Annotated in this window: 21 protein-coding genes and 1 pseudogene; 15 read left to right on the forward strand and 7 right to left on the reverse strand. The window is 55.4% G+C overall.

Features of this window, described 5'->3' with window-relative positions:
- Window positions 1–146: 146 nt before the first annotated feature.
- Entirely contained in the window at window positions 147–548 is a 402-nt protein-coding gene (locus QWJ10_RS11795) for a hypothetical protein (protein ID WP_289926540.1), read from the reverse strand.
- A 318-nt stretch (window positions 549–866) separates the two neighbouring features.
- Here QWJ10_RS11795 and QWJ10_RS11800 point away from each other — a divergent pair, with 318 nt between their 5' ends.
- The 4 genes and pseudogenes from QWJ10_RS11800 (at window position 867) to QWJ10_RS11815 (ending at window position 4,355) form a co-directional block, all read left to right on the forward strand.
- Window positions 867–1,664, forward strand: coding sequence for an outer membrane protein OmpK (locus tag QWJ10_RS11800; protein ID WP_289926542.1), 798 nt, complete (start codon window positions 867–869; stop codon window positions 1,662–1,664).
- A 105-nt stretch (window positions 1,665–1,769) separates the two neighbouring features.
- Window positions 1,770–2,298, forward strand: a pseudogene (locus QWJ10_RS11805) (TetR family transcriptional regulator C-terminal domain-containing protein); the annotation flags it as partial.
- Window positions 2,295–2,885 carry a YigZ family protein gene (locus QWJ10_RS11810; protein ID WP_289926544.1) on the forward strand — a complete coding sequence of 197 codons (591 nt, stop codon included), beginning with the start codon at window positions 2,295–2,297 and terminating at the stop codon, window positions 2,883–2,885. The pseudogene QWJ10_RS11805 and the gene QWJ10_RS11810, both read left to right, overlap by 4 nt.
- A gap of 261 nt (window positions 2,886–3,146) precedes the next feature.
- Complete coding sequence (locus tag QWJ10_RS11815) at window positions 3,147–4,355, forward strand: ammonium transporter (protein WP_122041819.1); 1,209 nt, start codon at window positions 3,147–3,149, stop codon at window positions 4,353–4,355.
- Between the two features lie 381 nt (window positions 4,356–4,736).
- Here QWJ10_RS11815 and QWJ10_RS11820 read toward each other — a convergent pair whose 3' ends face one another.
- Entirely contained in the window at window positions 4,737–5,840 is a 1,104-nt protein-coding gene (locus QWJ10_RS11820) for a calcium:proton antiporter (protein WP_019364944.1), read from the reverse strand.
- Between the two features lie 421 nt (window positions 5,841–6,261).
- Between QWJ10_RS11820 and QWJ10_RS11825 the strand changes: the two genes are divergently transcribed.
- Both QWJ10_RS11825 and hisN read left to right on the forward strand, forming a co-directional pair.
- Complete coding sequence (locus QWJ10_RS11825; RefSeq protein ID WP_074822673.1) at window positions 6,262–7,209, forward strand: adenosine deaminase; 948 nt, start codon at window positions 6,262–6,264, stop codon at window positions 7,207–7,209.
- 70 nt (window positions 7,210–7,279) lie between these two features.
- Window positions 7,280–8,071, forward strand: coding sequence for a histidinol-phosphatase (hisN, locus tag QWJ10_RS11830; RefSeq protein ID WP_122041816.1), 792 nt, complete (start codon window positions 7,280–7,282; stop codon window positions 8,069–8,071).
- A 7-nt stretch (window positions 8,072–8,078) separates the two neighbouring features.
- Here the strand turns inward: hisN and QWJ10_RS11835 are convergent, their stop codons facing one another.
- Complete coding sequence (locus QWJ10_RS11835; protein WP_289927215.1) at window positions 8,079–8,999, reverse strand: LysR family transcriptional regulator; 921 nt, start codon at window positions 8,997–8,999, stop codon at window positions 8,079–8,081.
- A 93-nt stretch (window positions 9,000–9,092) separates the two neighbouring features.
- Between QWJ10_RS11835 and QWJ10_RS11840 the strand changes: the two genes are divergently transcribed.
- From QWJ10_RS11840 to QWJ10_RS11855, 4 genes are all read left to right on the forward strand, one after another.
- Complete coding sequence (locus QWJ10_RS11840; RefSeq protein WP_019364940.1) at window positions 9,093–9,386, forward strand: putative quinol monooxygenase; 294 nt, start codon at window positions 9,093–9,095, stop codon at window positions 9,384–9,386.
- Between the two features lie 10 nt (window positions 9,387–9,396).
- Entirely contained in the window at window positions 9,397–10,416 is a 1,020-nt protein-coding gene (locus tag QWJ10_RS11845) for a zinc-binding alcohol dehydrogenase family protein (RefSeq protein WP_289926553.1), read from the forward strand.
- A 149-nt stretch (window positions 10,417–10,565) separates the two neighbouring features.
- Complete coding sequence (locus QWJ10_RS11850; protein WP_289926556.1) at window positions 10,566–13,799, forward strand: EAL domain-containing protein; 3,234 nt, start codon at window positions 10,566–10,568, stop codon at window positions 13,797–13,799.
- Window positions 13,800–13,876: 77 nt separating this feature from the next.
- Entirely contained in the window at window positions 13,877–14,047 is a 171-nt protein-coding gene (locus QWJ10_RS11855) for a hypothetical protein (RefSeq protein ID WP_010795511.1), read from the forward strand.
- Window positions 14,048–14,052: 5 nt separating this feature from the next.
- Here the strand turns inward: QWJ10_RS11855 and QWJ10_RS11860 are convergent, their stop codons facing one another.
- Window positions 14,053–15,231 carry a Bcr/CflA family multidrug efflux MFS transporter gene (locus QWJ10_RS11860; RefSeq protein WP_289926561.1) on the reverse strand — a complete coding sequence of 393 codons (1,179 nt, stop codon included), beginning with the start codon at window positions 15,229–15,231 and terminating at the stop codon, window positions 14,053–14,055.
- A 129-nt stretch (window positions 15,232–15,360) separates the two neighbouring features.
- On the opposite strand from QWJ10_RS11860, the gene QWJ10_RS11865 reads away from it, so the two are divergent.
- Window positions 15,361–15,993, forward strand: a complete 633-nt coding sequence (locus QWJ10_RS11865; RefSeq protein WP_010795513.1) for a TetR family transcriptional regulator — start codon at window positions 15,361–15,363, stop codon at window positions 15,991–15,993.
- On the opposite strand, the gene QWJ10_RS11870 is transcribed toward QWJ10_RS11865, so the two are convergent.
- Window positions 15,972–16,169, reverse strand: coding sequence for a cation transporter (locus tag QWJ10_RS11870; protein ID WP_289926565.1), 198 nt, complete (start codon window positions 16,167–16,169; stop codon window positions 15,972–15,974). The two genes, QWJ10_RS11865 and QWJ10_RS11870, sit on opposite strands and share 22 nt — an antisense overlap.
- 167 nt (window positions 16,170–16,336) lie before the next feature.
- Here QWJ10_RS11870 and QWJ10_RS11875 point away from each other — a divergent pair, with 167 nt between their 5' ends.
- From QWJ10_RS11875 to cyoB, 4 genes are all read left to right on the forward strand, one after another.
- Window positions 16,337–16,870 (forward strand): cytochrome b, encoded by a 534-nt coding sequence (locus QWJ10_RS11875; protein ID WP_150346755.1) that lies wholly within the window; start codon window positions 16,337–16,339, stop codon window positions 16,868–16,870.
- A 51-nt stretch (window positions 16,871–16,921) separates the two neighbouring features.
- Entirely contained in the window at window positions 16,922–19,321 is a 2,400-nt protein-coding gene (locus QWJ10_RS11880) for a heavy metal translocating P-type ATPase (protein ID WP_289927217.1), read from the forward strand.
- The gene (gene cueR, locus QWJ10_RS11885) at window positions 19,318–19,728 is read left to right on the forward strand and encodes a Cu(I)-responsive transcriptional regulator (RefSeq protein WP_019364931.1); all 411 of its coding nucleotides are present in this window, start codon (window positions 19,318–19,320) and stop codon (window positions 19,726–19,728) included. Before QWJ10_RS11880 ends, cueR begins: the two co-directional genes overlap by 4 nt.
- A 187-nt stretch (window positions 19,729–19,915) precedes the next feature.
- The gene (cyoB, locus tag QWJ10_RS11890) at window positions 19,916–21,940 is read left to right on the forward strand and encodes a cytochrome o ubiquinol oxidase subunit I (RefSeq protein WP_074822539.1); all 2,025 of its coding nucleotides are present in this window, start codon (window positions 19,916–19,918) and stop codon (window positions 21,938–21,940) included.
- A 77-nt stretch (window positions 21,941–22,017) separates the two neighbouring features.
- Here the strand turns inward: cyoB and QWJ10_RS11895 are convergent, their stop codons facing one another.
- Complete coding sequence (locus QWJ10_RS11895; RefSeq protein ID WP_019364929.1) at window positions 22,018–22,881, reverse strand: oxaloacetate decarboxylase; 864 nt, start codon at window positions 22,879–22,881, stop codon at window positions 22,018–22,020.
- A gap of 146 nt (window positions 22,882–23,027) precedes the next feature.
- A complete protein-coding gene (locus QWJ10_RS11900) occupies window positions 23,028–23,657 on the reverse strand; it encodes a phosphatase PAP2 family protein (protein ID WP_125887388.1) in 630 nt (209 codons plus the stop codon).
- Between the last annotated feature and the right edge of the window lie 133 nt (window positions 23,658–23,790).

Raw genomic sequence — 23,790 nt, forward strand, 5'->3', positions numbered from 1 at the left:
CCAGACCGGAGGCCTGACCCTGAGTAAACAGCTAAACCATTGATCTACAAGGCTTTTTGCTGTTCCGTTGCAGCGGAAGTGGGGCGCATTATAGGCCCCTCCGCTCACAGGTCAAGCTTTATTTGAAATATATCTGTAATCAACCTTTATCGATCTTGATAGAGATCGACAGGCGCCAGGAAGTAGCCCTGCTCACTTTGGACGACGCGGTATTGCTTTATCTCTCCGGGTGCAAGCAACAATGACTGACTCTTTATAGAAGCCATTGGAGCAGAGCAATAGCCAGCACCTAGCGAACGCAGCGTAACAGTGGTTTCGCCCGGCGGCAGGTTAAAGGAAACGCTTTCGCCAGCCATCAAGCGGGAGGCCAGTTCGTTCTTAAGGTAAATGCCAACATCACAGGCGGATGTAGTGGCTGTATCCCCTCGCGTAATCATCAAGACTGAAGGAGAGCCGCCTGCAGCGCCCGGGCTATTAATGGTCTGGGCACAGGTGACGCTAGCGTGAAACGCCAGAATGCCTGCTAACAGCTTTAGGGGATGCCGCATGTTGATTTCTCCTGCTCACCTGTGGTGATGATGTTCTGCTCTGCTCAAGCGTGGAACAGAGCCTTTCCTTTATATCGACAAAGCGCCCGAATTCTTATTACACGGTGCTCATTTTTTGGCACGGCGAAAAGCCTACCTGTCGGCCTTACCTACCGCTTACCTGATTGACTCAAAAAGCCCTTTCGCTTGGCTTAGACCTCTGTAGAATGCCGCCGCCCAAACCTTGGCTCTGTTCTTGCTAAACGGGGAAAAGCCTGACCGAGCGGACAGGTTTGGAGCGTTTATTACTAAAAAACGACTTTTCTCTAGGAGCAGACAATGAGCCGCGCCCTTTCTTCCGTTGTATTAGCCAGCGGCCTGTTGTTAACAGGAAATGCTATGGCTGATGACATGTTACATTGGCAGGACAATAGCCTTACCTACCTATACGGGCAAAATTACAAGGTTGATCCTGATACCCAGCAAACGATCACCTTTGAACATGCCAGTGACTGGTCATGGGGCGATATCTGGTTTTTTGTCGATAACAGTTGGTACAACGGTGTCGGGCGCTCCAACGCCAATGGCCATCACAGTTACTATGGCGAATTCAGCCCTCGCTTCTCGCTGGGTAAGCTGACGGGTACCAAATTAGAGCTTGGCCCGATCACTGATGTGCTGCTGGCCACTACCTATGAGTTTGGTGAAGGTGATGTCGATAGCTACCTGATCGGCCCTGGTTTCGATCTGAAGGTGCCCGGCTTCAATTTCTTTACTCTGAACTTCTACTATCGCAAGCCTGAAGGTAGCCGGGTTCGCTCAGGCGCCTGGCAGGTTACGCCCGCATGGTCCATTACTTTGCCGGCGGGGACTTCAGATATCCTGTTTGACGGCTACATCGACTGGGTCGTTAATAATAGAAACGATAACAAAACTCCTAGTCGCAGCTATCACGCCAATTTCCACTTTAACCCACAGATCAAATATGACCTTGGCAAGGCGATGGGCTACGAAGCCAAGCATATGTATGTAGGGGTGGAGTACGATTACTGGTCTGACAAATACGGCATCAAAGACAGCCAAGCTTTTCGCACGGACCAGAATACTTTTAGCGTGATAGCCAAATATCATTTCTAAGAGCTTAGGCGCAGTGCCTATTTGATGCGCTGCGCCTGCTTATGCTACTCATTTTATCAAGCGCCGTTCTCGAAACGCGGCACTCCTGAGGCCCTGACTGGCTTCATGAATACCATTGCCCAGCGGGTCGGCTTGCCCAAGGCCAGCGTACATTACTGTTTCAATAACACGTTAGGCTTCATATGGCTCTGCTGGCCAATATCCTTGAGCTCTGGCAGTACATCTAACGCCTACGTTTGAAGAAGATCCTGCCGAAGTATTGGCTCGCTACATTCAAGCCAAAATGACGCTTTCTCGGCGGTACCTTCTAGCCTCGCATATTTTTGCCATGGAAATTGTTGGTGACGGTATTTGCCTGTATGAATATTTCGATCAGGACTACCGGAACTGGTTTAGGCAGCAGGCAGCTGTCTTTGAAGCATGGATCAAACACGGCAAAATGGATCCCGTTGACCCTGTACATCTTATTTTCCTGCTATGGGGCAGCACTTAGCACTATGCTGACTTTTCCAGCCAACTCTGCCATGTGACAGGACGCAACCAATTGACTGACCAGGATTTCGAGGCAGCGCCCCATACGTTGACTCATATCATATTCAAGGGCTGTAGCCTTCAGCTGCCGGCTCGCATATGAGCGAAACACTATTAGTTGAAGCGGTGTTTCAGGAAGAGATCCGCAAGAGTCGCTTTCAGGCCTTTGCTGCGCCTATTTCAAGTGCTGCCGATGCGCAGACTTTTATTGACCGGGTCAGCGACCCTGGCGCTACTCACAATTGTTGGGCCTGGAAGCTTGGCCAACAATATCGGTTCAACGATGACGGCGAGCCTGGCGGGACTGCCGGCCGCCCCATCCTAACGGCCATCGAAGGACAGAACTGTGACCGTGTGGTTGTAGTGGTAACACGCTGGTTCGGTGGCATAAAGCTGGGGACAGGTGGATTGGTGCGCGCATATGGAGGCTGTGCTGCCAAATGCCTTCAACAGGCTGAGCGTGTGGAGTTAGTACCTCGAGTTCTGGTGGCCTGCCACTGCACTTATTCTGAGCTTCCCCTGCTCGAATCCAGACTACATGAGTTTGATACTCTTCTAGACGACAAAGCATTCGGTGCCTCGGGTGTCGATATTCGCCTGGCTTTGCCGGAAGAGCATCTTTCTCCTCTAGAGCGCTTTCTGGCAGATGTTAGCCGGGGCCGCATAGCGTTGCACCGTATCCAGGAATAAAACTGCCCAAGCGAAGCGTATAACTTCGCTCTTCACCGCTTCGAACGGCACAAGAATTGCTGCCTTATGGTGCGCAGGAGAGAGACCCTGCCCTGCAAGCGTGCAATTGAGGCTTGTGGGCTCGCCTTCTCTGCCATTTAACATCTGCACCTAACATAAAAGCATGTAAATCACGTCAGGCAAAATGCGCCGTTCTAGTGCACTGACCTTGAGTACTGATTGTTTTTGGTGCCGTTATTCATTCTTGTGTAATTGCCAATCATGAACGAACTGCAAAGCGCCGTAAGCATTCTGATCCACGGATCCAACACATTATTCATTCTGGTAGGCGCTGTCATGGTTTTGGCCATGCATGCTGGTTTTGCCTTTTTGGAAGTAGGCACGGTTCGCCAGAAAAACCAGGTCAATGCGCTATCAAAAATACTGGCCGACTTCGCCATTTCTACCCTGGCTTATTTTTTTATCGGGTATTGGATTGCCTATGGCGTCAACTTCTTTGGCCCGGCTGAAGCGCTAATGGCCGATAACGGCTACGCCTTGGTGAAGTTTTTCTTTCTGCTGACATTTGCAGCCGCTATTCCGGCGATTATTTCTGGCGGTATTGCTGAGCGGGCACGGTTTGCACCACAGCTCTGCGCAACGGCTCTAATCGTGGCTTTTATCTATCCGTTTTTTGAGGGAATCGTCTGGAATAACAACCACGGCGTACAAGCTTGGCTTGAAGCCTCTTTTGGCGCGAAGTTTCATGACTTTGCCGGATCGGTTGTGGTGCACGCCGTTGGGGGTTGGCTTGCATTGGGAGCCGTCCTGTTACTCGGCCGCCGTAACGGTCGTTATCGTGATGGGCGGCTGGTGGCGTTCCCTCCCTCCAATATTCCTTTCCTCGCACTTGGCTCATGGATTCTGATTATTGGCTGGTTTGGCTTTAATGTCATGAGCGCTCAGACACTGGACGGCGTAAGCGGTCTAGTTGCCGTAAATTCATTGATGGCCATGGTAGGCGGTGTCGTGGCGTCGCTTATCTTTGGGCGAAACGATCCAGGTTTTCTACACAACGGTCCGTTAGCTGGGCTGGTTGCAGTTTGTGCCGGTTCGGATTTGATGCATCCTATTGGTGCATTGGCAACAGGCTTGGTTGCTGGAGGGCTCTTTGTATGGGCATTCACTGCCACCCAGGTGAAATGGAAAATCGATGACGTTCTGGGCGTCTGGCCTTTGCACGGCCTATGCGGCGTCTGGGGTGGTATCGCATGTGGCATCTTCGGGCAACCCGTGCTGGAAGGCCGTGGAGGCGTAAGCCTTGTAAGCCAGCTGATTGGCACATGTATGGGCGTAGCGATTGCACTGGCAGGCGGACTAATCGTTTATGGCGTCATCAAGAAAGTGCTTGGTCTGCGTCTGACGCAAGAGGAGGAGTATTACGGAGCGGACTTATCCATCCACAGGATTTCTGCTACCAATCCAGAATAAGTGCTTGATTTCAAAGCGTATATAGGATTAGCAGGCGCGTTGAGAGGCTCGATTTGCTCACACTTAACGTGGATGGGGCTGTGGATAAGCCAAGGATACATGTGCCAAACGCATATGTTGCGCGGCCTAGGGAAAATTGATCACTTTTTGATCACTCCATGACGGATTGCTCCTTTATCTTGCTCTCCTATAGATTTTCAGCCCTACCCTAGTGCTAATGGCCTACAGGCCTTCCCTTGCCTAGCCGTTTATTAGGAGTCTAGTAATCCCAATTGTTACTAAGAATATGGCAGGCCGAAAATAAGGTGCATTGAATTTTCAAGTTGCCACTTTCTGAACAATGCATGGAGCGGGCAAGCATTACCAAGCCCGCCCTCAGGATCAGAGACCGATGATTGTCAGCATAATAAAGGTCAGGAACAGTACAAAGTGAGTCATGCCTTCAATTGCATTGGTCTCACCGTCATTGAGATTGATGGCAGCAATGATGAGGGTGACACCCATCATGACCGTCTGTACTGGGGTCATAGCCATTTGCATAGGCTGCCCGGTATAAAGTGCAATGGCCTCAACAACCGGCACCGTTAGAATAACGGTCGAAAGCGATGCTCCCAACGCGATGTTGATAACAGACTGCATGCGGTTGGCCATAGCTGCACGCAAGGCAGTAAGAATCTCTGGACTGGCCGAGATAACAGCAACCACCAAGGCAGACACCATAGGCGGAACCGGCAGCCCTTCAAGACCAGCGTCCAGTGATTTTGACATGACTTCGGCCAATGCGCCTGTCACTACCACGCCTACAATCAACAGACCAACCGATAACCCTGTATTCGCTGGCGCTTCGTGCTCTACGACAGTTGAGTCACCAGCAGGCTTCTTTTTCTTCTTTTCTGGATAGTTGTAGCTGAAGAAGTAACTATGGGGACCAGTCTGCATCCTCAGAAACAGGGCATACATCAAGACCATTACGATAATGGTAAAGCCGGAGTAGACATGCCAGCGCTCGACCGGGATGAATTCCGGCACCAGCATGGAGATACTCACTGCGGTCAGGATCATTACCCCATAACTACGGCTGGAATCATCATTGTAGCGCTGCTCACCATGCTTGAGCCCTCCAAGAAGAGCGGCCAAGCCGATCAGTCCATTGATATCGAGAATAACAGCTGCGTAGATCGTGTCTCGCGCCAGGGTCGGCGAATGATCGTGCCCCATCATGATGGCTAGGATGATCACTTCTACCAGCACCGCCGAAAGCGTCAGGATCATCGTACCGTAGGGATCACCTACTTTTTCAGCAAGCACCTCTGCATGGTGAGCAACACGCATGGCAGCGCAGATGATGGCTGCGATCAGGGCTACCGCCCCGACCAAGGCAATCGTCTGGCCGCTTCCTATCAATTGATGCTCGAAGACATAGGCCAGCACGCCGGCCATAATGGCGATCAGCAGGAATGCTTCGCCCCTCAATGTTGAAACCATGTAAGTCGTATCCTTTGAAAGACTCGCCTCATGCGGCGAAAGGCCAGCCAATTGACGGCATAGGGTTACGACATGTTTCAGCGCGTGATTTCGCCATCGGCCCGCAAAAAATCATCGCCCTCCGCCAAAATGCCCTCGTGCCACAGGGCTCTTTCTGAAAACGACTGGCAACCTGTAGGCGAGATCGAGCTGCTAGTTGAGGATTTCTATCTGAACGCTTTTCCTGCTCGTCTTTTCCACAATAGACAACACAGAGATGGGCCGGGAGGCTGCCAGACTGCAAGGCGTTGGCCTGACACTCTGCACGGGCATTAATAGCGCTTTGCCTGCTTCAATGCCCCGCTCAGGCAGTAAAGACCTGCGCAGCGCCGGTGGGCATGACATAATTCCGGGCAAATCGCTGTTAATGAGTAATCCCACCATGTACGACTGGCTCAATGCCCTCCCCAAAGCCGAACTTCATCTTCATCTGGAGGGCACGCTCGAGCCCGAGCTCATGTTCAAGCTGGCTGAGCGCCATGGCATCCAGCTGCCTTTCGAGAATGTCGAGGCGCTGCGCAAAGCCTACTCCTTCAACAACCTTCAGGAATTTCTGGACCTGTATTACCAGGGCGCGAATGTTCTGCGCACTGAAGAAGACTTTTACGACCTGACTTGGGCCTACCTACTCAAGTGCAAGGAACAAAACGTCATTCATACCGAGCCGTTCTTCGACCCACAAACGCATACGGACCGTGGTATTCCGTTCGAAGTAGTTCTGCGCGGTATCCAGCAGGCGCTCAAGGATGGCGAGCAGAAGCTGGGTGTAACCAGCGGCTTGATCCTGAGCTTCCTACGTCACCTGTCTGAAGACGAAGCCCAGAAGACATTGGATCAGGCGCTTCCCTTCCGTGACGCCTTTATTGCGGTTGGCCTGGACAGCTCCGAGATGGGTCATCCGCCAAGCAAGTTCAAACGTGTTTTCGACCGAGCGCGCAGCGAAGGCTTTGTTGCTGTGGCACATGCTGGCGAGGAAGGCCCGCCCGAGTACATCTGGGAAGCTCTGGATCTGCTGAATGTGGTCCGTATCGACCATGGCGTCCGTGCAGCCGAAGATGAGCGCCTGCTGCACCGCCTGATCGACCAGCAGATTCCGCTGACGGTCTGCCCACTGTCCAACACCAAGCTGTGCGTGTTTGATGACATGAGCCAGCACAACATTCTCAAGCTGCTCGAGCGTGGACTGAAAGTGACCGTGAACTCTGACGATCCAGCCTATTTCGGCGGCTACGTGACCGAAAACTTCATGGCACTGTACGAAAGCCTGGGCATGACTCAGGATCAAGCCAAGCGCCTGGCCCAGAACAGCCTGGACGCCCGCCTGGTCTGACAGGTACTATCGGCCGCCCTCGTGCGGCCGTTTTTCATTGTGCTATCCGTAATCGCTATCGAGAACTTCAATGCCTTTGAATGCCGCTGAAACGACCCAGTATCAACAGTTCGCCGAGCGCCTGGCCGATGCCGCCGCCGTGGCTATCAAGCCGTATTTCCGCTCGCAGCTTCAGGTGGATGACAAAGGCGGTCGCCTATTCGACCCCGTCACGCTGGCCGACAAGGCCGCCGAGCGCGCCATGCGTGAGTTGATCCTGAGCGAATTTCCGGAACACGGCATTCTGGGTGAAGAAGAAGACGCTGTTACCGGAAGCAGTTCGCTGACTTGGGTGCTGGACCCTATCGATGGCACGCGCGCCTTCATTACCGGGCTACCGCTTTGGGGTACATTGATCGCCCTGAACGATGGCTCTCGCCCCGTCATCGGCGTAATGAATCAGCCGTTCACAGGCGAGCGCTTTGTCGGCACACCAGAAGGCGCCTGGCTCAATGGCGCCCCGCTAAAGACCCGCGCCTGTGCCAGCCTCTCCAAGGCCCGTGTGATGTGTACAAGCCCCCAGATCCTTGATACACCAGAGCGTCTGGCAGCGTTTGAACGCATTGCCGAACAGGCCCAGCTGGTTCGCTTCGGTGGTGACTGTTACGCCTATTGCATGCTGGCGTCGGGCTTTGTGGATGTCATTATCGAGGCGAGTCTACAACCCTATGATGTCCAGGCGCTGATTCCGATCATCGAAGGCGCTGGCGGTGTCATGACCAGTTGGAATGGTGGCGACGCGCAGAATGGCGGTGCAATCATCGCCTGTGGTGACAAGACGCTGCATGCCGAACTTATTCAGCAGCTTGCCCCCTACGCCTGATTTCTGTCTATAGGCCTTGCCAGGGCGCTTTTTCCAGAAGCCTCTGGCAATGCAGCCGGATCAGATCCCTCAATTGCGTCACGGCGCTCGATAGTTGGGCGCGGTGTGGACAGAGCAGGTTAAGCGGCGTTACTTCGCCATGCCACTCCGGTAGCGCCAGTTCCAGTAGCCCCGCTTCGACATCATTCGCGACATCCAGCCACGACTTATAGACAAGCCCCTGTCCGGCCACGGCCCAGCGTCGAATAACATCAGCATCATCGCTTATGCGGTCGCCCTGAACGGTGACCGTGACCTGTCGCTTGCCATCATCGAATACCCATCGATCATGAGCCCTGGAACCTCGCATATAGCAGAGGCAATTATGCTGACGCAGTTCGTCCGGCTGCTGAGGACGGCCTCGTCGTTGAAAGTATGCAGGCGACGCACACAGTACACGTCGATTGAGCGGAGCGAGGGGCAAGGCCACCAGAGAAGAATCTTCAGGTGCGCCATACCGGATGGCAATGTCTACAGACTCACGAAACAAATCATTCAGGTGATCGGACAGGAGCAGTCGAAAGCTTACCTCAGGATGCAGCGCCTGAAATTCGTCTAGCCATTCTAGTAGATGATTGCGACCCAGATCCGAAGGTGCCGACAGATGCAGCACACCCCTGATCCCAGCCTTGCCGCTTTCCAGCAAGCGCTGCCCTTCCTCAAGGCTCTGCAAGGCTTGTCGGGCGTGCTCCAGATACATCTGCCCTTCAGAGGTTAGCCGAAGGCTTCGGGTCGAGCGCGCCAGCAGTCTGGTATCGAGCGCATCCTCCAGACGCTTCAGTGCCGCGCTTGCGACTGCCGCAGACAGACCTAATTCTCGCGCAGCGGCGGAAAGACTGGCGCATTCCACAGTCCTAACAAACAGTTGTAAGTCAGCCAGACGGATCATTTTCAAAATTCTATTGAAAGATCCTTGCTTTATAGCGGCTTTTATCACCCGCTGAAAGAGAACACTATATTTCCATTTCACAGGAGAAATACGATGACTACTCCCCTGACACTGGTTGCTACCCTGGTTGCCAAAGAAGGCTCTGAAGCTGAGCTGGAACAAACCCTACGTGGTCTGCAGCCGCAGAGCCGTGCAGAAGATGCCTGCATCCAATATGACTTCCATCGCGATGCCGAGCAGCCACGCACGTTTCACATGATCGAACAATGGCGTGACGAAGCGTCCTTGGCCCAGCACGAGGCAACGCCGCACTTTCAGGCCGCCCTGCCGGTTATCGAGCGTACCGCTGAGAAATTCAGCGTAACCAAAATGTACCGTATCTCCTGAGGAAGACAGCATGAAAGTCGTTGCCCATTACAAGTGCCTGCCTGTCGATAACCCGGATAGTCTGCAGGACATCGAACTCCCCGAACCAACCCCAGGCTCACGTGATCTTCTGGTTGAAGTCAAAGCTGTCTCGGTGAACCCGGTGGATACCAAGGTTCGCCAGGGTTACGTACCTCATGCCGATGAGTCGCAGCCGCGCATTCTGGGCTGGGATGCTACCGGCATCGTCAAATCGGTAGGCCGCGATGTCACCCTGTTCAAGCCGGGCGACAAAGTTTGGTATGCCGGATCACTGGTACGTCCGGGCAGCAATAGCGAGTTTCAGCTGGTCGACGAGCGCATCGTAGGCCGCATGCCTGAATCGCTGGCGTTCGCTCAAGCGGCTGCGCTGCCGTTGACATCCATTACGGCGTGGGAGTTGCTGTTTGATCGCCTGGGTGTCACACGTGACAAGGCCGATCGTGGCGAAACCCTGCTGATCGTGGGCGCTGCGGGCGGTGTGGGCTCGATCATGACGCAACTGGCTCGCCAATTGACCGGGCTGACCGTCATCGGTACGGCTTCTCGTCCTGAGACGCAGACCTGGGTAACCGAACTCGGCGCGCATCATGTGATCGATCACAGCAAACCGCTCAGCGAGGAGCTCAAGCGCATCGGCATTCCGCAGGTTACCTATGTCGCGAGCCTGACCCAGACCGATCGTCATTATGAGCAGATCATCGAGTCTCTGATGCCTCAGGGCAAACTCGGCCTGATCGACGATCCTGAGTCGCTGGACGCCGTACCGCTCAAGCGCAAGAGCCTGTCGCTGCACTGGGAGCTGATGTATACCCGCTCGCTGTACGAGACGTCGGACATGCAGGCGCAGCATAACCTGCTCAACGAGGTGGCTCAGCTGATCGATAGCGGTGTACTGCGCACTACATTCGGTGAGCATTACGGAAAGATCAACGCCGAGAACCTGCGTCGCGCCCATGCCCTGCTGGAAAGCGGCAAGGCCAAGGGCAAGATCGTATTGGAAGGCTTCTGATCGCCAGCAGCCCGGTAGTGAAAGGCTGCCGGGCTGCTTTCAGAGAGCTATCAAGCATCAGGCCAATGGCATGGCGGTGAACCTCGTCACACGCTACCCTGTCCACTGTGGATATCAGCTTTCGCTTCGCGCGAACGATGGGGACACGGATGCGGACATTTCATCCATTTCGCTTGGCTGGTCTGTACGCCCTGATCGGCATTGCGTGGGTAGCTGTCACTGACTACCTTCTAGATCATGCGTCATTCAATACCAGTACACTTAGTACTCTGCAAACGACCAAGGGCATTCTTTTTGTCTGTGGCATTGCCGTCCTGCTCTATTTCTATGTTCGTCGAGAGCAGCACGCGCGCCAACAGCTGCTCGATGAGTTGCAGCGGCATGTAGAGCAACTGCAGCAAACATTAAACGCCACTGAACAGGCTGTCGATGCCCCCTCCCCGCCTCAGCCTGTCGATCAGAGGCATGCTAAAACACATCATTATCAGGACATAATCGCTCATCTTCCGATTGTGGCCTTTCTGGTCGATATAGACGGACATTGGCGTTTTCTCAGCTCAGCCTGGGAGCGGATGACCAATAAACCCATCGCTCAAACAATAGGCGTTTCGGTTTTCCAGTGTTTCCATAGCCAGGAAAGCCAGCCCATCCGCCAGATGCTCAATGAGTTTCGTGACGGTACGCGACAAGACTGGTCTGCCACGCTGCGCCTGTGCCAAGCGGATGGCGCGCATCGCTGGGTTTCGTTCAGGATTCACAAGGTCATTGATGATGGTCTTCAGGGAACCCTCACCGATATCCACCATCAGTTTCAGGCTGACGCCTTACAGCGCGCCCGCAATGCCGTGCTCGACGAGCTCCTATTGGGGCATTCCAAACGCAGCATCCTTACGGGTATTGCCAAGCGTCTGGAAGACATATTCCCTGAAATGCGCATTATTATTCAAATAGCGGATTACTCTCGAAACAAACTCCGCGTTAGCGCAGCGCCTAGCCTTCCGGATGCGTATATCAATGCCATGGAAGACTCACCTATCGCTCCAGACTCAGGCACTTGTGGTGCAGCGGTCTATCGTAACGGGCTGGTTATCAGCCAGGACATCGAGCACGACCCGAACTGGGAGGGTTTGCGCGCGGCTGCCCGGCAGGCCGATATCCGCTCCGGCTGGTCCTTGCCGATTCGTGATGAGACCGAGAGTGCTGTTGGGGTATTTGGCATCTATTACCACACACTCACCTCACCCGAGCAGACCACCATTGCGCTGGTCAACGAATTTACCCGCCTGGCCGCACTGGCCATCCGGCAACAGCGTCATACTCAAGAGCGGGACGAGATTGAGCACCGTTTTCGCGCTACGTTCGAACATGCGGCCATTGGGATTGCCTTGGTAGGGCTCGACTACAAATGGATGCAAGCCAATCGATACTTTTGCCAGATGGTGGGATATTCACACGACGAGTTAAAAAACCTGACGGTTCATGACGTAACCTACTCCGAGGACTTTTCCTCCGGTGCCGAGCGGATCCGGGAACTGCTCGCCGGCACAATAGATAGCTATGAACTTCAAAAACGCTATGTGCGTCGGGATGGGCACATCATCTGGGTCGATCTAAACATTACCCTGATTCGAAGTACGCAGGGCGAGCCACACTATTTTATTGCAATCATCGAAGACATAACGCTGCGTAAAATGCAGGAGCAGTCGCTGCGTCAGGCAGCGGCTCTTTTCGAAAACAGCCGTGACAGCATCGTAGTGCTCGATCAGCGACGCCGTATTCTCGTGGCTAACCCGACCTTCCAGGCCTTGTGCAACCGCTCCATCACCGAGCTGCAAGGTCAGAAACTGCCGCTGCCGCTGGGTGGTCGTCAGGATCATCATTTCTATCGCACCCTGTGGCGCACCTTGCTAAGGGAGGGTCACTGGGAAGGCGAGGTGCTATGGCGCCGGCCCAATGGCATGAATTTCCCTGGTTGGCTCAACATCAGACAAATCAGCCAGCAGGACCAACATCAATTCGTGATGGTGCTGAGCGATACCAGCCAACTCAAGGAAAGCGAAGCACGGCTGGCCCATTTGGCCCATTTCGATCCACTAACTGATCTGCCCAACCGCCTGCTCGCCCGGACCCGACTGGATCATGCCTTGAAACGGCTGCAGGGAGAGGGTCAACTGGCCGTGCTGCTGCTTGATCTCGACCATTTTCGTACCGTTAACGAAAGTTATGGCCATCCCGCAGGGGATGATTTGATCAACGCAGTAGCCAATACCCTCAGATCCGGCCTGAGACCCGAGGATACGCTGGCCCGCATTGGAGGAGATGAGTTTCTGGTCATCCTTGAGCAATTCGAACGGCTCGATGAAGTGGCGACGCTGGCGCAAACGCTGCGCCAGCTGTTAGAAGCCCCGCTACGTCTGGAAGATGGCGAGGAGGTCTTTCTTAGCTTGAGCCTGGGTATCAGTGTCTACCCCAGCGATGGTAGCACTGCCGACGAGCTGATTCGCAATGCAGACGCGGCCATGCACTTGGCTAAGAACCAGGGTCGCGACACCTACCGCTTCTATACGCAGGCGTTAACAGAACAGGCTCGTCGGCGGTTAAGCTTGGAATCACGTCTGCGCGTAGCGTTGCAACGCTGCGATTTTGTCTTGTATTACCAACCCCTGATTGATGTCGCAACGGGCCAACCCATTGGCGCAGAAGCGTTGGTGCGCTGGCGCGACCCCGAATTTGGAATGATCTCCCCGGCCGACTTCATTCCCCTGGCCGAGGAAACCGGGTTGATCGTCCCTCTGGGCTTCTGGATCCTGGAGCAGGCCTGCTACCAGATCCGGGAGTGGCTCGACAAAGGTATCGAACTCGACATCGTCGCGGTCAATCTGTCTCCACGGCAATTTGCCCAAGCCGATCTGGCCGAGCGCATTACCAGAGCACTGAATCGACAACATCTGCCTGCCAATAAGCTGGAGCTGGAAATCACAGAGGGAACGCTGATGGAAAATGTCGAGATGGCATTGACCAGCCTTGCGGCTCTGAAAGCGCTTGGGGTGCGCATTGCAGTCGATGACTTTGGCACTGGCTACTCGTCGCTTGCCTACCTGCGCCGTTTCCCACTGGATAAACTCAAGATCGACCAGAGCTTCATGCGCGATATCCGTACCGATAATGGTGAACATGGCAATCAGGCCATTGCGTCTGCCATTATTGCCTTGGGGCACAGTCTGCGCCTCGGCGTTCTGGCGGAAGGCGTTGAAACCGACGAACAGCTTGAAGTGATCCGCAAACTCGGTTGTCAGCAATGCCAGGGGTATCTGTTCAGCCCTCCGCTTCCACCGGAAGCGTTCGAGAAATGGTATTACGATTACCACCGGTCACTAACTTGATCCACGTCACGCTTCTGTAACCTAAGTGAGGTCTACACTAAGCGCCCACCGACAACCGAGGGAAGGGGGAATACGCAATGAAAATTGAAGTCCGCCCGTTGACGCGCTCGCCTCAAAGTAGTTGGCAAGTTCGTCTGGATGATCAAGCCATCACTTTTAGAACCGAGGACGAAGCGCGTACATACGTCGACAAGCTCAATGCTCGATTGAAAGCCCCTCATAAGCTGCCGGAAAGCCTTCCGGCCTGATCGGATCAGTGGGGTGCTGGCCTTGTACGTGTTGTCAGCCAGGCCAGCACCGCTGCTGCCACGCCACAGATCGCAATAATTGCCGCCATTGGCCGTGCCGTACCGTCATGCAGCATTCCTACCGCCGCGGACGATAAGGCCGCGATGGAAAATTGCAGGCATCCCAACAGTGCAGACGCACTGCCTGCGTTGCTCCCCTGACCAGCCATCGCGCATGCTGAAGCGTTGGGAATGATGCCACCCAGCGAGGCGATGCAGCAAAACAGCGGCACACAGATCCACCACAACATGGCGGGCTGAAAGGCCGCGATAATGAACAGCACAAGGCTGGCCGCCCCGTAAAACCGCGTGACTCTTGTCAGCAGCCAGGATGGGCCGTGCCGGCTCAAAAGGCGCGCATTAATCTGACTAAATAAGATGAATCCTGCCGCATTGCTACCAAACACCCAGCCGAAATGCTCTGCCGGTACACCGTACAGGTTGATGAACACAAACGGAGAGCCTGCGATATACGCAAACATACCTGCCATGGAGATGCCGCCGATAAGCGCAAACCCCATGAAGTTCCTGTCACTCAACATTTGCCAGTATTGCCGCAGCGCGTTGCGCAACAATGGACGCGGTGCCTCGGGCGGCAGGGTTTCTGGTAGCCAGCGCGCAACCGCGCTGCCACATAGAAGGGCAAAGACCACCAAACTGATAAAAATGGCTTGCCATCCAACATGATTGAGTAGGAAGCCTCCGCCAATCGGCGCGAGGATCGGCGCAACCCCGGTCACCAGAACGATCTGGGAAAACGCCTTGGCAGCATGAATCGGATCGCACAAGTCACGCACTACGGCACGCGAAATCACCATGCCTGCGCAACCGCCTAATGCCTGAACGAAACGCGCTGCAATCAGCCATTCCAGCGTAGGCGCCATGGCACAAGCCAATGAGGCAAGGGTGAACAGAACGATACCCGTGAGCAGCGGTATACGCCGGCCGAACCGGTCTGCCAGCGGTCCGTAGAACAGTTGTCCAATGGACAAGCCTGCGAAATACGCCGAAAGGCTCAACTGGACGTGTTCCACATCCGTTGAAAAGGCTTTTGCCAGTGACGGGAAAGACGGCAGGTACATATCGATGGCAAACGGCGCAAACGCGCTGAGCGCACCCAGCATTAACAAAATGCGAAATGTCATTGAGGAGATCCGGAGGGGGCCAGCGGCCCAAAAGCGATGAACTGCCATGCTGTTACATACAACAATGTTTGTAAATACACGGCCAACCGTTAAACTATCGTTTTAATCCTTGATTTTCATACGAACCTTATGCGCAGAACCAAAGAAGAAGCCGAGCAGACCCGACGCGACATTATTGAGGCCGCTGAACAGCTCTTTCTCGCCAATGGCGTGGCGCATACTAGCCTTGAGATGATAGCTCGTGAATGCGGAGTCACACGTGGCGCTGTGTATTGGCACTTCCAGAACAAGGCACATCTGTTCCATGAGATGCTCAACGAGGTTCGTACCCCCATGGAAGTGCTTAATCAGCAACTCTGCGGTTGTCAGGGACGAGATCCGATTATTTCCTTGAAAGATGTCTGTGTGAACGGCATGCACCGGCTGACTCAGGATGAGCGCAGTCGCCGGGTCATGACCATTCTGCTGCATCGCTGTGAATTTACCGACGAGTTGCGGGAGGCCGAGGAGCGCAATAACGCCTTTATTTCACAGTTCATAGGTTTGTGCGAGCAGCTATGGAAGCATCAGGAAAAGCGGCTGCAACCGGGCGTCACGCCTCGCATGGCTGCCTTTGCCGTGCATTCGATGTTCATTGGCCTGATCAGCGACTGGCTGCGCGACCCCGGCCTGTTTGACCCGGTCAAGGATTCGACCGCAATGTTCGATATCCTCTTCCGGGGCCTGGTGCGGGACTGGGATCAGGCGATTTCAGCGGAATAACCTTCTTCGCGAATCGCCTCCAGCAGCGGCTCGGGAGCTTCGCGACTGACTACCGTGACTTTGCCGGTTGGCAGATCCACGTCGACCCTGGCCGATGCGTCCAATGCGGTGATCGCCTGGGTAACCGCCTTGACGCAGTGGCCACAGCTCATGCCTTGTACATTAAAGGTATGCATGGGGTATCTCCTGACGGGAAAATTTCATTCTCAACCTTCCCACGAGGTCAAGGTCAAGTCCGACAGCTTCTGTTAGCACGGTAAGTCACCTATTATTGCGGAAGGTCGCCTTGCCCTTTCGGAAGAACGGCCTATCACCACTACACCGTGCGGATAGGGACTCGCTCATGGCTACACTGCCGCGTTATTCGAATGCACAGATTCTTTTGCATTGGCTAACGGCCCCTCTGGTCATCCTCATCATTTCCCTTCCCTACTTCGAAGATTTTTTCAGTGGGCTACTGGGCAGCGGAGCCGATGTCTTCACCCTGCATAAATCGCTGGGCATTACCGTTCTGGCTCTGACCGTGATTCGTCTGATGATTCGCTTCAAACATGGCTCACCAGCCCTGTTGCCGCCGAATGCCGTGCTTCAGCAGAAACTGGCCAAGCTGGGGCATGCGGTGCTGTATGCGCTGCTTTTTCTCATGCCCATCACAGGGCTTATCTTCAGCGTTCGCCCTGTCAACTACTTCTGGTTGTTCAGCTTTGGCCCCCTGCCCTTGCCTGAAGCGCTTCGCAGTGCAGCCAAGCAGGTTCATGTCACCGTGCAGTATGCGTTTATCCTGTTGATCCTAGGACATGCCAGCATGGCGATCTGGCACTACGTGGCGCGTCGGGACCGGGTATTGCCCGGCATGTTGCCCCTGATCAAGGATTGATCGGCAGGGCTTGACCTTAACACGAGGTCAAGGTTGATCCTCTATCCTATGATGAGGAGATTAACCATGACCGAATTCGATCTACCCGTACACGGCATGACATGCGCGGCCTGCGCCGGCCGGGTGGAGCGTGCGCTCAGAAAAGTTGAAGGTGTGGAAAGCGCCAGCGTCAATCTGGCCAATGAGCGTGTCCGGGTCCACGCACCAGAGGGATCGCTTCCTATCTTGCAGCAAGCCATTACGCGCGCAGGATATAGCGTTCCTACCGAGTCGCTCGAACTTGATATCACCGGCATGACCTGCGCCAGTTGCGTCAACCGGGTCGAGCGCGCGCTGCGCAAGGTTCCGGGCGTCAATACCGTAAGCGTGAACCTGGCCTCCGAACAGGCCCATGTCGAGCTGATACCGGGAACAGATTCGAGCCTGCTCCTGGTCGCCATCGGCAAGGCGGGGTATGAGGCCCGACTTGCTACCACCCATGATGACAAAACGGCTGGGCAGCGTTTGGCCCGGGAACGAGGTGCCCTGATACTCGCTTTGTTATTGGCCCTTCCCCTCATTGTGCCGATGCTGCTGCAACCACTGGGTATCCACGCCATGCTGCCACCTTGGGTGCAGTTTGCACTGGCAACACCCGTTCAGTTCCTGCTGGGTGCTCGCTTTTATGTAGCTGCATGGAAGGCTGTGCGGGCCCGCTCCGGCAATATGGATTTGTTGGTTGTCCTTGGCACCAGCGCAGCCTATGGCCTTAGCCTATACCAGTGGTGGAGCGCACCGCCTCACAGTACGCCGCACCTGTATTTCGAGGCGGCTGCCGTGGTCATCGCCCTGGTCCGCCTGGGCAAATACCTGGAAAGCCGCGCCAAGCAGCAGACCGGTGATGCCATCCGTGCCCTGCAAGCCTTGCGACCGGAACGGGCTTTTAGGTTATCCAACGACGGACTGGAGCAGGAGGTCAGTCTGGCGGAGCTCAAGATAGACGATCGGGTACGTATCCGTCCCGGTGAACGGATACCCGTCGATGGTCTCGTGGAGTCTGGAGACAGCTACGCCGATGAAGCCTTGATCAGTGGAGAAAGCCGTCCAGTGGCCAAAGGACCGGGTGATCGTGTCACGGGAGGCTCCATCAATGGCGAGGGTATGCTGACGGTTCGCATAACCGCATTAGGCAATGAAAGCGTTCTGTCGCGTATCATCCGGCTGGTAGAGGACGCCCAGGCCGCCAAGGCGCCCATTCAACGCCTGGTCGATCGCGTCAGTGAGGTGTTCGTCCCCGTCGTGCTGGGTATCGCGTTGTTGACGCTGGTTGGCTGGCTGCTGGCAGGCGCAGGCTGGGAAACATCGCTCATCAATGCCGTCGCCGTTCTGGTGATTGCCTGCCCCTGCGCCCTAGGGTTGGCCACGCCTACGGCCATTATGGCCGGAACAGGCGTCGCGGCACGCTACGGCATTTTGATCAAGGATGCGCAGACGCTGGAAATAGCCCATGCCGTGGATACCGTCGCATTTGACAAGACCGGTACATTGACTTCGGGGCAGCCTCGCCTGATTCATTTGGCGACAGATACCGTAAGTGAGAAAGAGGCACTTGCCCTGTCGGCCCGCCTGCAACGCGGCAGCGAACATCCTTTGGCTCAAGCCGTTCTCACTGCCTGCGAGCAGAACCTGCTGGACGCACCTGCTGCACAGAATATCCGCGCCCTGCCGGGGCGCGGTATTGAGGGCCAGATCGACCACCGGCAGTTGGCGTTGGCTAACGGGCAATTGCTCTATGAGCTAGCGCTCGATAAAGGTCCGCTTTTCGCTCAGGCCAACGCCTGGGAAAAGGAAGGTCGCACGCTTTCCTGGCTGATTGAGCAGCAGCCCGAACCAAAGGTACTGGCCCTTCTGGCCTTTGGCGATGAGCTCAAGCCGGGAGCGGGTCATGCAATTGCCACGCTTGAAAAGCACCATATCAGCAGCCATCTGATCACAGGTGATACCGAAGGCAGCGCAAGGGTTGTTGCACGGCAGACCGGTATTCGAGACGTTCATGCCCAAGTGCTGCCAGCCGACAAGGCCGCGGTCGTACAGCAGCTCAGGTCGCAAGGCCGCTGTGTGGCGATGGTGGGTGACGGGATAAACGACGCACCCGCCCTGGCGGCCGCCGATGTGGGTATCGCCATGGGCAGCGGGACTGATGTCGCCATGCATGCCGCCGGGATTACCCTGTTGCGTGGCGACCCGGCATTGGTGCCGGGGGCGCTGGATATCTGCCGTCGTACGTATCGCAAGATTCGCCAGAATCTGTTCTGGGCCTTTATCTACAACGTCATTGGTATTCCGCTGGCGGCGTTTGGCCTGCTTGACCCGGTCTTCGCCGGGGCTGCTATGGCCTTTTCCAGCGTGAGCGTTGTCAGTAACGCTTTACTGCTCAAACGTTGGCAACCAGAGAAGATGAGTCAGTCATGAACATCAGCCAAGCCGCCCGTGCAAGCGGGCTTACCCCCAAGATGCTCCGGTACTACGAAAATATCGGGCTGCTGGACCCAGCCGGGCGCAGCGCCAGTGGTTATCGACAGTACCGCACCAGTGATCTGGAGACGCTGGCCTTTATCAAGCGCTCGCGAGACTTGGGATTTTCGCTTGAGGAAGTCGGCAGACTCCTGGGGCTCTGGCGTGATCGACACCGCGCTAGCGCCGAGGTCAAGGCCCTGGCCAGCGCCCATGTGGATGAGCTGAACCGCAAGATCGCTGAACTGGCGAGCCTGCGTGACACCCTGCAACAGCTGGTGGATCAGTGCCCGGGCAACGAACATCCTGAATGCGCCATTCTGGACTCGCTGGGAAATGCGAGCTGTCGGCATTGCAATTCTTGAGCGGTACCGGGACCAGCACTAAAGGCATGGCGCTCTTTTCGCTTCGTGCCGCCAATGCTCGTTGAGCCCCATCCTAAACACCGGCCTGCAAAAGACCTGAGGCGGGTTCGATAGGGTATTGAGTGGAACTAACGAAATCTCCAGCGTTCAGGTCATTACGCCTAGTTACATTGGAGGAGCAACGCGAATGTACGGAAGATTCAGTGTATCGGACATTCCGATTCATGAACCTATTATCATGGGCGCCATCGGCTTCATTATTCTGGTGGCCCTCTCCTCTGTGGGTGCACTCACCTATTTTCGCAAGTGGCGCTGGTTGTGGTCGGAGTGGCTGACCTCGGTCGATCACAAGCGAATCGGCGTGATGTATATCATCGTCGCCATGGTAATGCTGCTTCGGGGGTTCTCGGATGCAATCATGATGCGTGCCCAGCAGGCCATTGCGGCGGGTGGCGCAGAGGGCTACCTGCCTCCGCATCACTATGACCAGATTTTTACCGCCCATGGCGTGATCATGATCTTTTTCGTAGCCATGCCGTTGGTGGTCGGCCTGATGAACGTGGTGGTACCGCTGCAGATTGGTGCACGTGACGTGGCCTTCCCGTTCCTCAACTCGCTCAGTTTCTGGCTGTTCGTTGTCGGAGCAGTATTGGTCAACCTGTCGCTCGGCCTGGGCGAGTTCGCCAAGACGGGCTGGGTCGCCTATCCGCCGCTCTCCGGAATCAAGTACAGCCCTGGCGTTGGCGTGGACTACTACATCTGGAGCTTACAGATCTCAGGCCTCGGCACGCTGCTGACCGGCCTCAATTTCTTCGTCACGATCCTGAAGATGCGTACCACCGGTATGACGTTGATGAAAATGCCGATCTTTACCTGGACGGCCTTTTGTACCAGCGTGCTGATTCTGGCAGCCTTCCCGATCCTGACCGTAACCCTGGGGCTTCTGAGTCTGGACCGCTACTTAGGAATGCACTTCTTCACCAATGAGCTGGGCGGCAACGCCATGATGTACGTGAACCTCATCTGGGCCTGGGGCCATCCCGAGGTGTACATCCTGATTCTGCCGGCGTTTGGTGTGTTCTCTGAAGTGACCGCGACGTTTACCCGCAAGCGCTTGTTCAGTTACAACATGATGATCTGGGCTACGGTGGCGATCACGGTGCTCTCGTTCCTCGTATGGCTGCACCACTTCTTCACGATGGGCTCAGGAGCTAACGTCAACGCATTCTTTGGCATTGCCACCAGCATCATTGCCATTCCAACCGGCGTAAAGATCTTTACCTGGCTGTTCACCATGTACAAGGGGCGAATTCAGTTCACTACCCCGATGCTGTGGACCGTTGCCTTCATCGTGACCTTTACCATCGGTGGCATGACCGGCGTGCTGCTGGCTGTCCCCGGGGCTGATTTCGTCCTGCACAACAGCCTGTTCCTGGTGGCGCACTTCCACAACGTAATCATCGGCGGTGCCTTGTTCGGCTACTTTGCCGGCATCACCTACTGGTTTCCCAAGATGTTTGGCTTCACCCTAAACGAAAGGCTTGGACGCTATGCCTTGTTTTTCTGGGTGGTCGGCTTCTACCTGGCCTTTATGCCGCTTTATGTGCTGGGCTTCATGGGCATGACGCGCCGCCTCAACCATTATGCCAACCCAGACTGGCATCCCTGGCTGATCGTGGCAGCTGTCGGTGCCCTGACCATCCTGTGCGGCATCATCTGTCAGATAGCGCAGCTGCTCGTCAGCATTCACCAGCGCGCCCACAATAAGGACCTGACCGGCGATCCGTGGGATGCCCGTACGCTCGAATGGTCCACAGCCTCGCCTCCAGCTCCGTATAACTTTGCCGAGCTGCCGGAAGTCCATGGCATTGATGCCTATCTGGACATGAAAGAGCATGGCGTCAGGGAAAAGCACCAGGCGGATTACAAGGATATCCACATGCCGAGCAACACCGGCGCCGGGCTGATCATCGCCGGATTCAGCTTTGTGCTGGGCTTTGGTCTGATCTGGTACATCTGGTGGATGGCCATTCTGGGATTTATCGGCATGATTGCCACTGCCATCCTGCATAGCTTCAAGGACGATCACGGCTATTACATCAAGGCTGCAGATGTGGCCCGCATGGAGGAAGCGCACAAGGCGCAACGGGAGCAGTGTACGGGGGTGAGTCAGGAGGATGCGGCATCGCCCAAGGCGTATACGATGGTTTAAGCGGCCCGCCTGCTGAGTGGAAGTTCTCCGTTCAGCAGGCAGTCGGGCTCACTGGAGTCGGGACGCGAAGAAGCGCCTTACTCTTTCACGTTCATGTAGTCACGTGCCCAGACACGGTACTCATCAAGCGTGGAATACTTCGTCGAGAGTTCGGAAGCACTCAGGTCGGAAGCATGGATGCCGCGCTGTTCACGCAGGCAGTCGTAGGTGGCCTTGATAGCGGCGAAATAGGCCGCATGGCCATTTAGAACGATACGCACGCCCAGGCTGGCCAGACGCTCGAAATCACGCAGCTCGGGATTGCCATAGGCAACCAGCATCAGCGGCACGCTCAGGTGCTGCGAAATCTGCTCCAGATGATCGAAGTCCTTGATACCCACCATGCAGATGCCATCGGCGCCTGCATCCTGATAAGCACGGGCGCGCTCGATGGTTTTCTCAACGCTCAAGACACCGGCATTGGTCCGGGCAAACACGCTCAGTGCTGGATCGATACGGGCTGCCAGAGCGGCCTGGATCTTGCCAACAGCTTCATCCAATGGAATCAGGTCAGTAGACTTGCGACCATACTGGGCAGGCAGCAGGGTGTCTTCGATAGTCAAGGCTGCCACACCGGCGCGCTCAAGCTCGACGATGGTACGCATGACGTTCAGGGCATTACCGTAGCCATGATCGGCGTCGGCAATGATGGGCAGTGTCGCGACACGACCGATACGGGTCGCCTGCTCGACAAATTCGCTTAAGGTAATGAGGGAAAAGTCAGGTGCAGCCAGAACCTGGAGCGACGCAACCGATCCGCCCAAAATACCCATTTCGAAGCCTAAATCGGCCGCGATGCGGGCAGACATCGGATCGAATACCGAACCAACGTCATAGCACTTATTGGATTCAAGCAATGCACGAAACTGCTTTCGCAACTCATGCTGCGAAGGTGTGGCCATAAGACCTCCATTGGACAGGGCTGATGGATTCGAAGCCGATGACACACGAGCGCACCATCTATGCTTCTATGACAGCTGTACGGGAGAAGATTGCTCCATGGCAGCTGTCACTCCTCGGGATACACCATCATACACCCTACTAAGGTCTAATCGCCTATCGGCTTAACACCTGCACGCTGATGAGCACGTGTATAGGGGTTCGCACCGTTGGCCAGCTTGGTTGCGACATCCTCCATGAAATGCTGGGTTGGTGCATTGAGCCCATAGAGCACCAGCAAGGGGGCCAGCAGGCTGGCAATGACAGCCAGGTTTGATTTCACCACGACCGCTCGATCACGCATGAGCCAGAGAAAGACACCACTGGCTGCAAAGCCGATCGGCACCCCGGTAACCACTTCGGAAACCGAGTGAAACCCCAACTTGATTCGGGTGACCGCAATCGCGAGGGCGAAGAGCGCCCCGGCTCCGGCACAGACCCAGCGCACGACAGACCGGGCCTTGGCTGCCAACAGCCAGAACAGAACCGGTATGACACTGCAGGCCAGCATGGAGTGCCCACTAAAGCCGGTGAAGTCGTAGGCGCGGATGCCAATACCCCAGCCAAAGAAAGCCATCTTGGAAATTGCTACCAGCAGGCATGCCCCACCAAACAACGACAGCCAGAGCAGTGCCGTACGGCGTGAAGCGCCAAGCCACAGCCATAGAGCAACAATGAATGCGCACGGCAACATGACCGAGGAATCACCAAAATTGGTAATGGTTGTCAAAGCCTGCATCGCTCAATCCCTTAATTACAAAAACAATCCTCAGACACCCTAGGATAACGGCATGTCGGCGCAAGTGAGCACCGGATTGCCAAGGTGTGTATTCCTGCAAATAACCGGCGATGCGTTACGGTAAAGACGAGAC

It is taken from the genome of Pseudomonas sp. WAC2, from assembly GCF_030403525.1.
Lineage (GTDB): Bacteria > Pseudomonadota > Gammaproteobacteria > Pseudomonadales > Pseudomonadaceae > Chryseomonas > Chryseomonas luteola.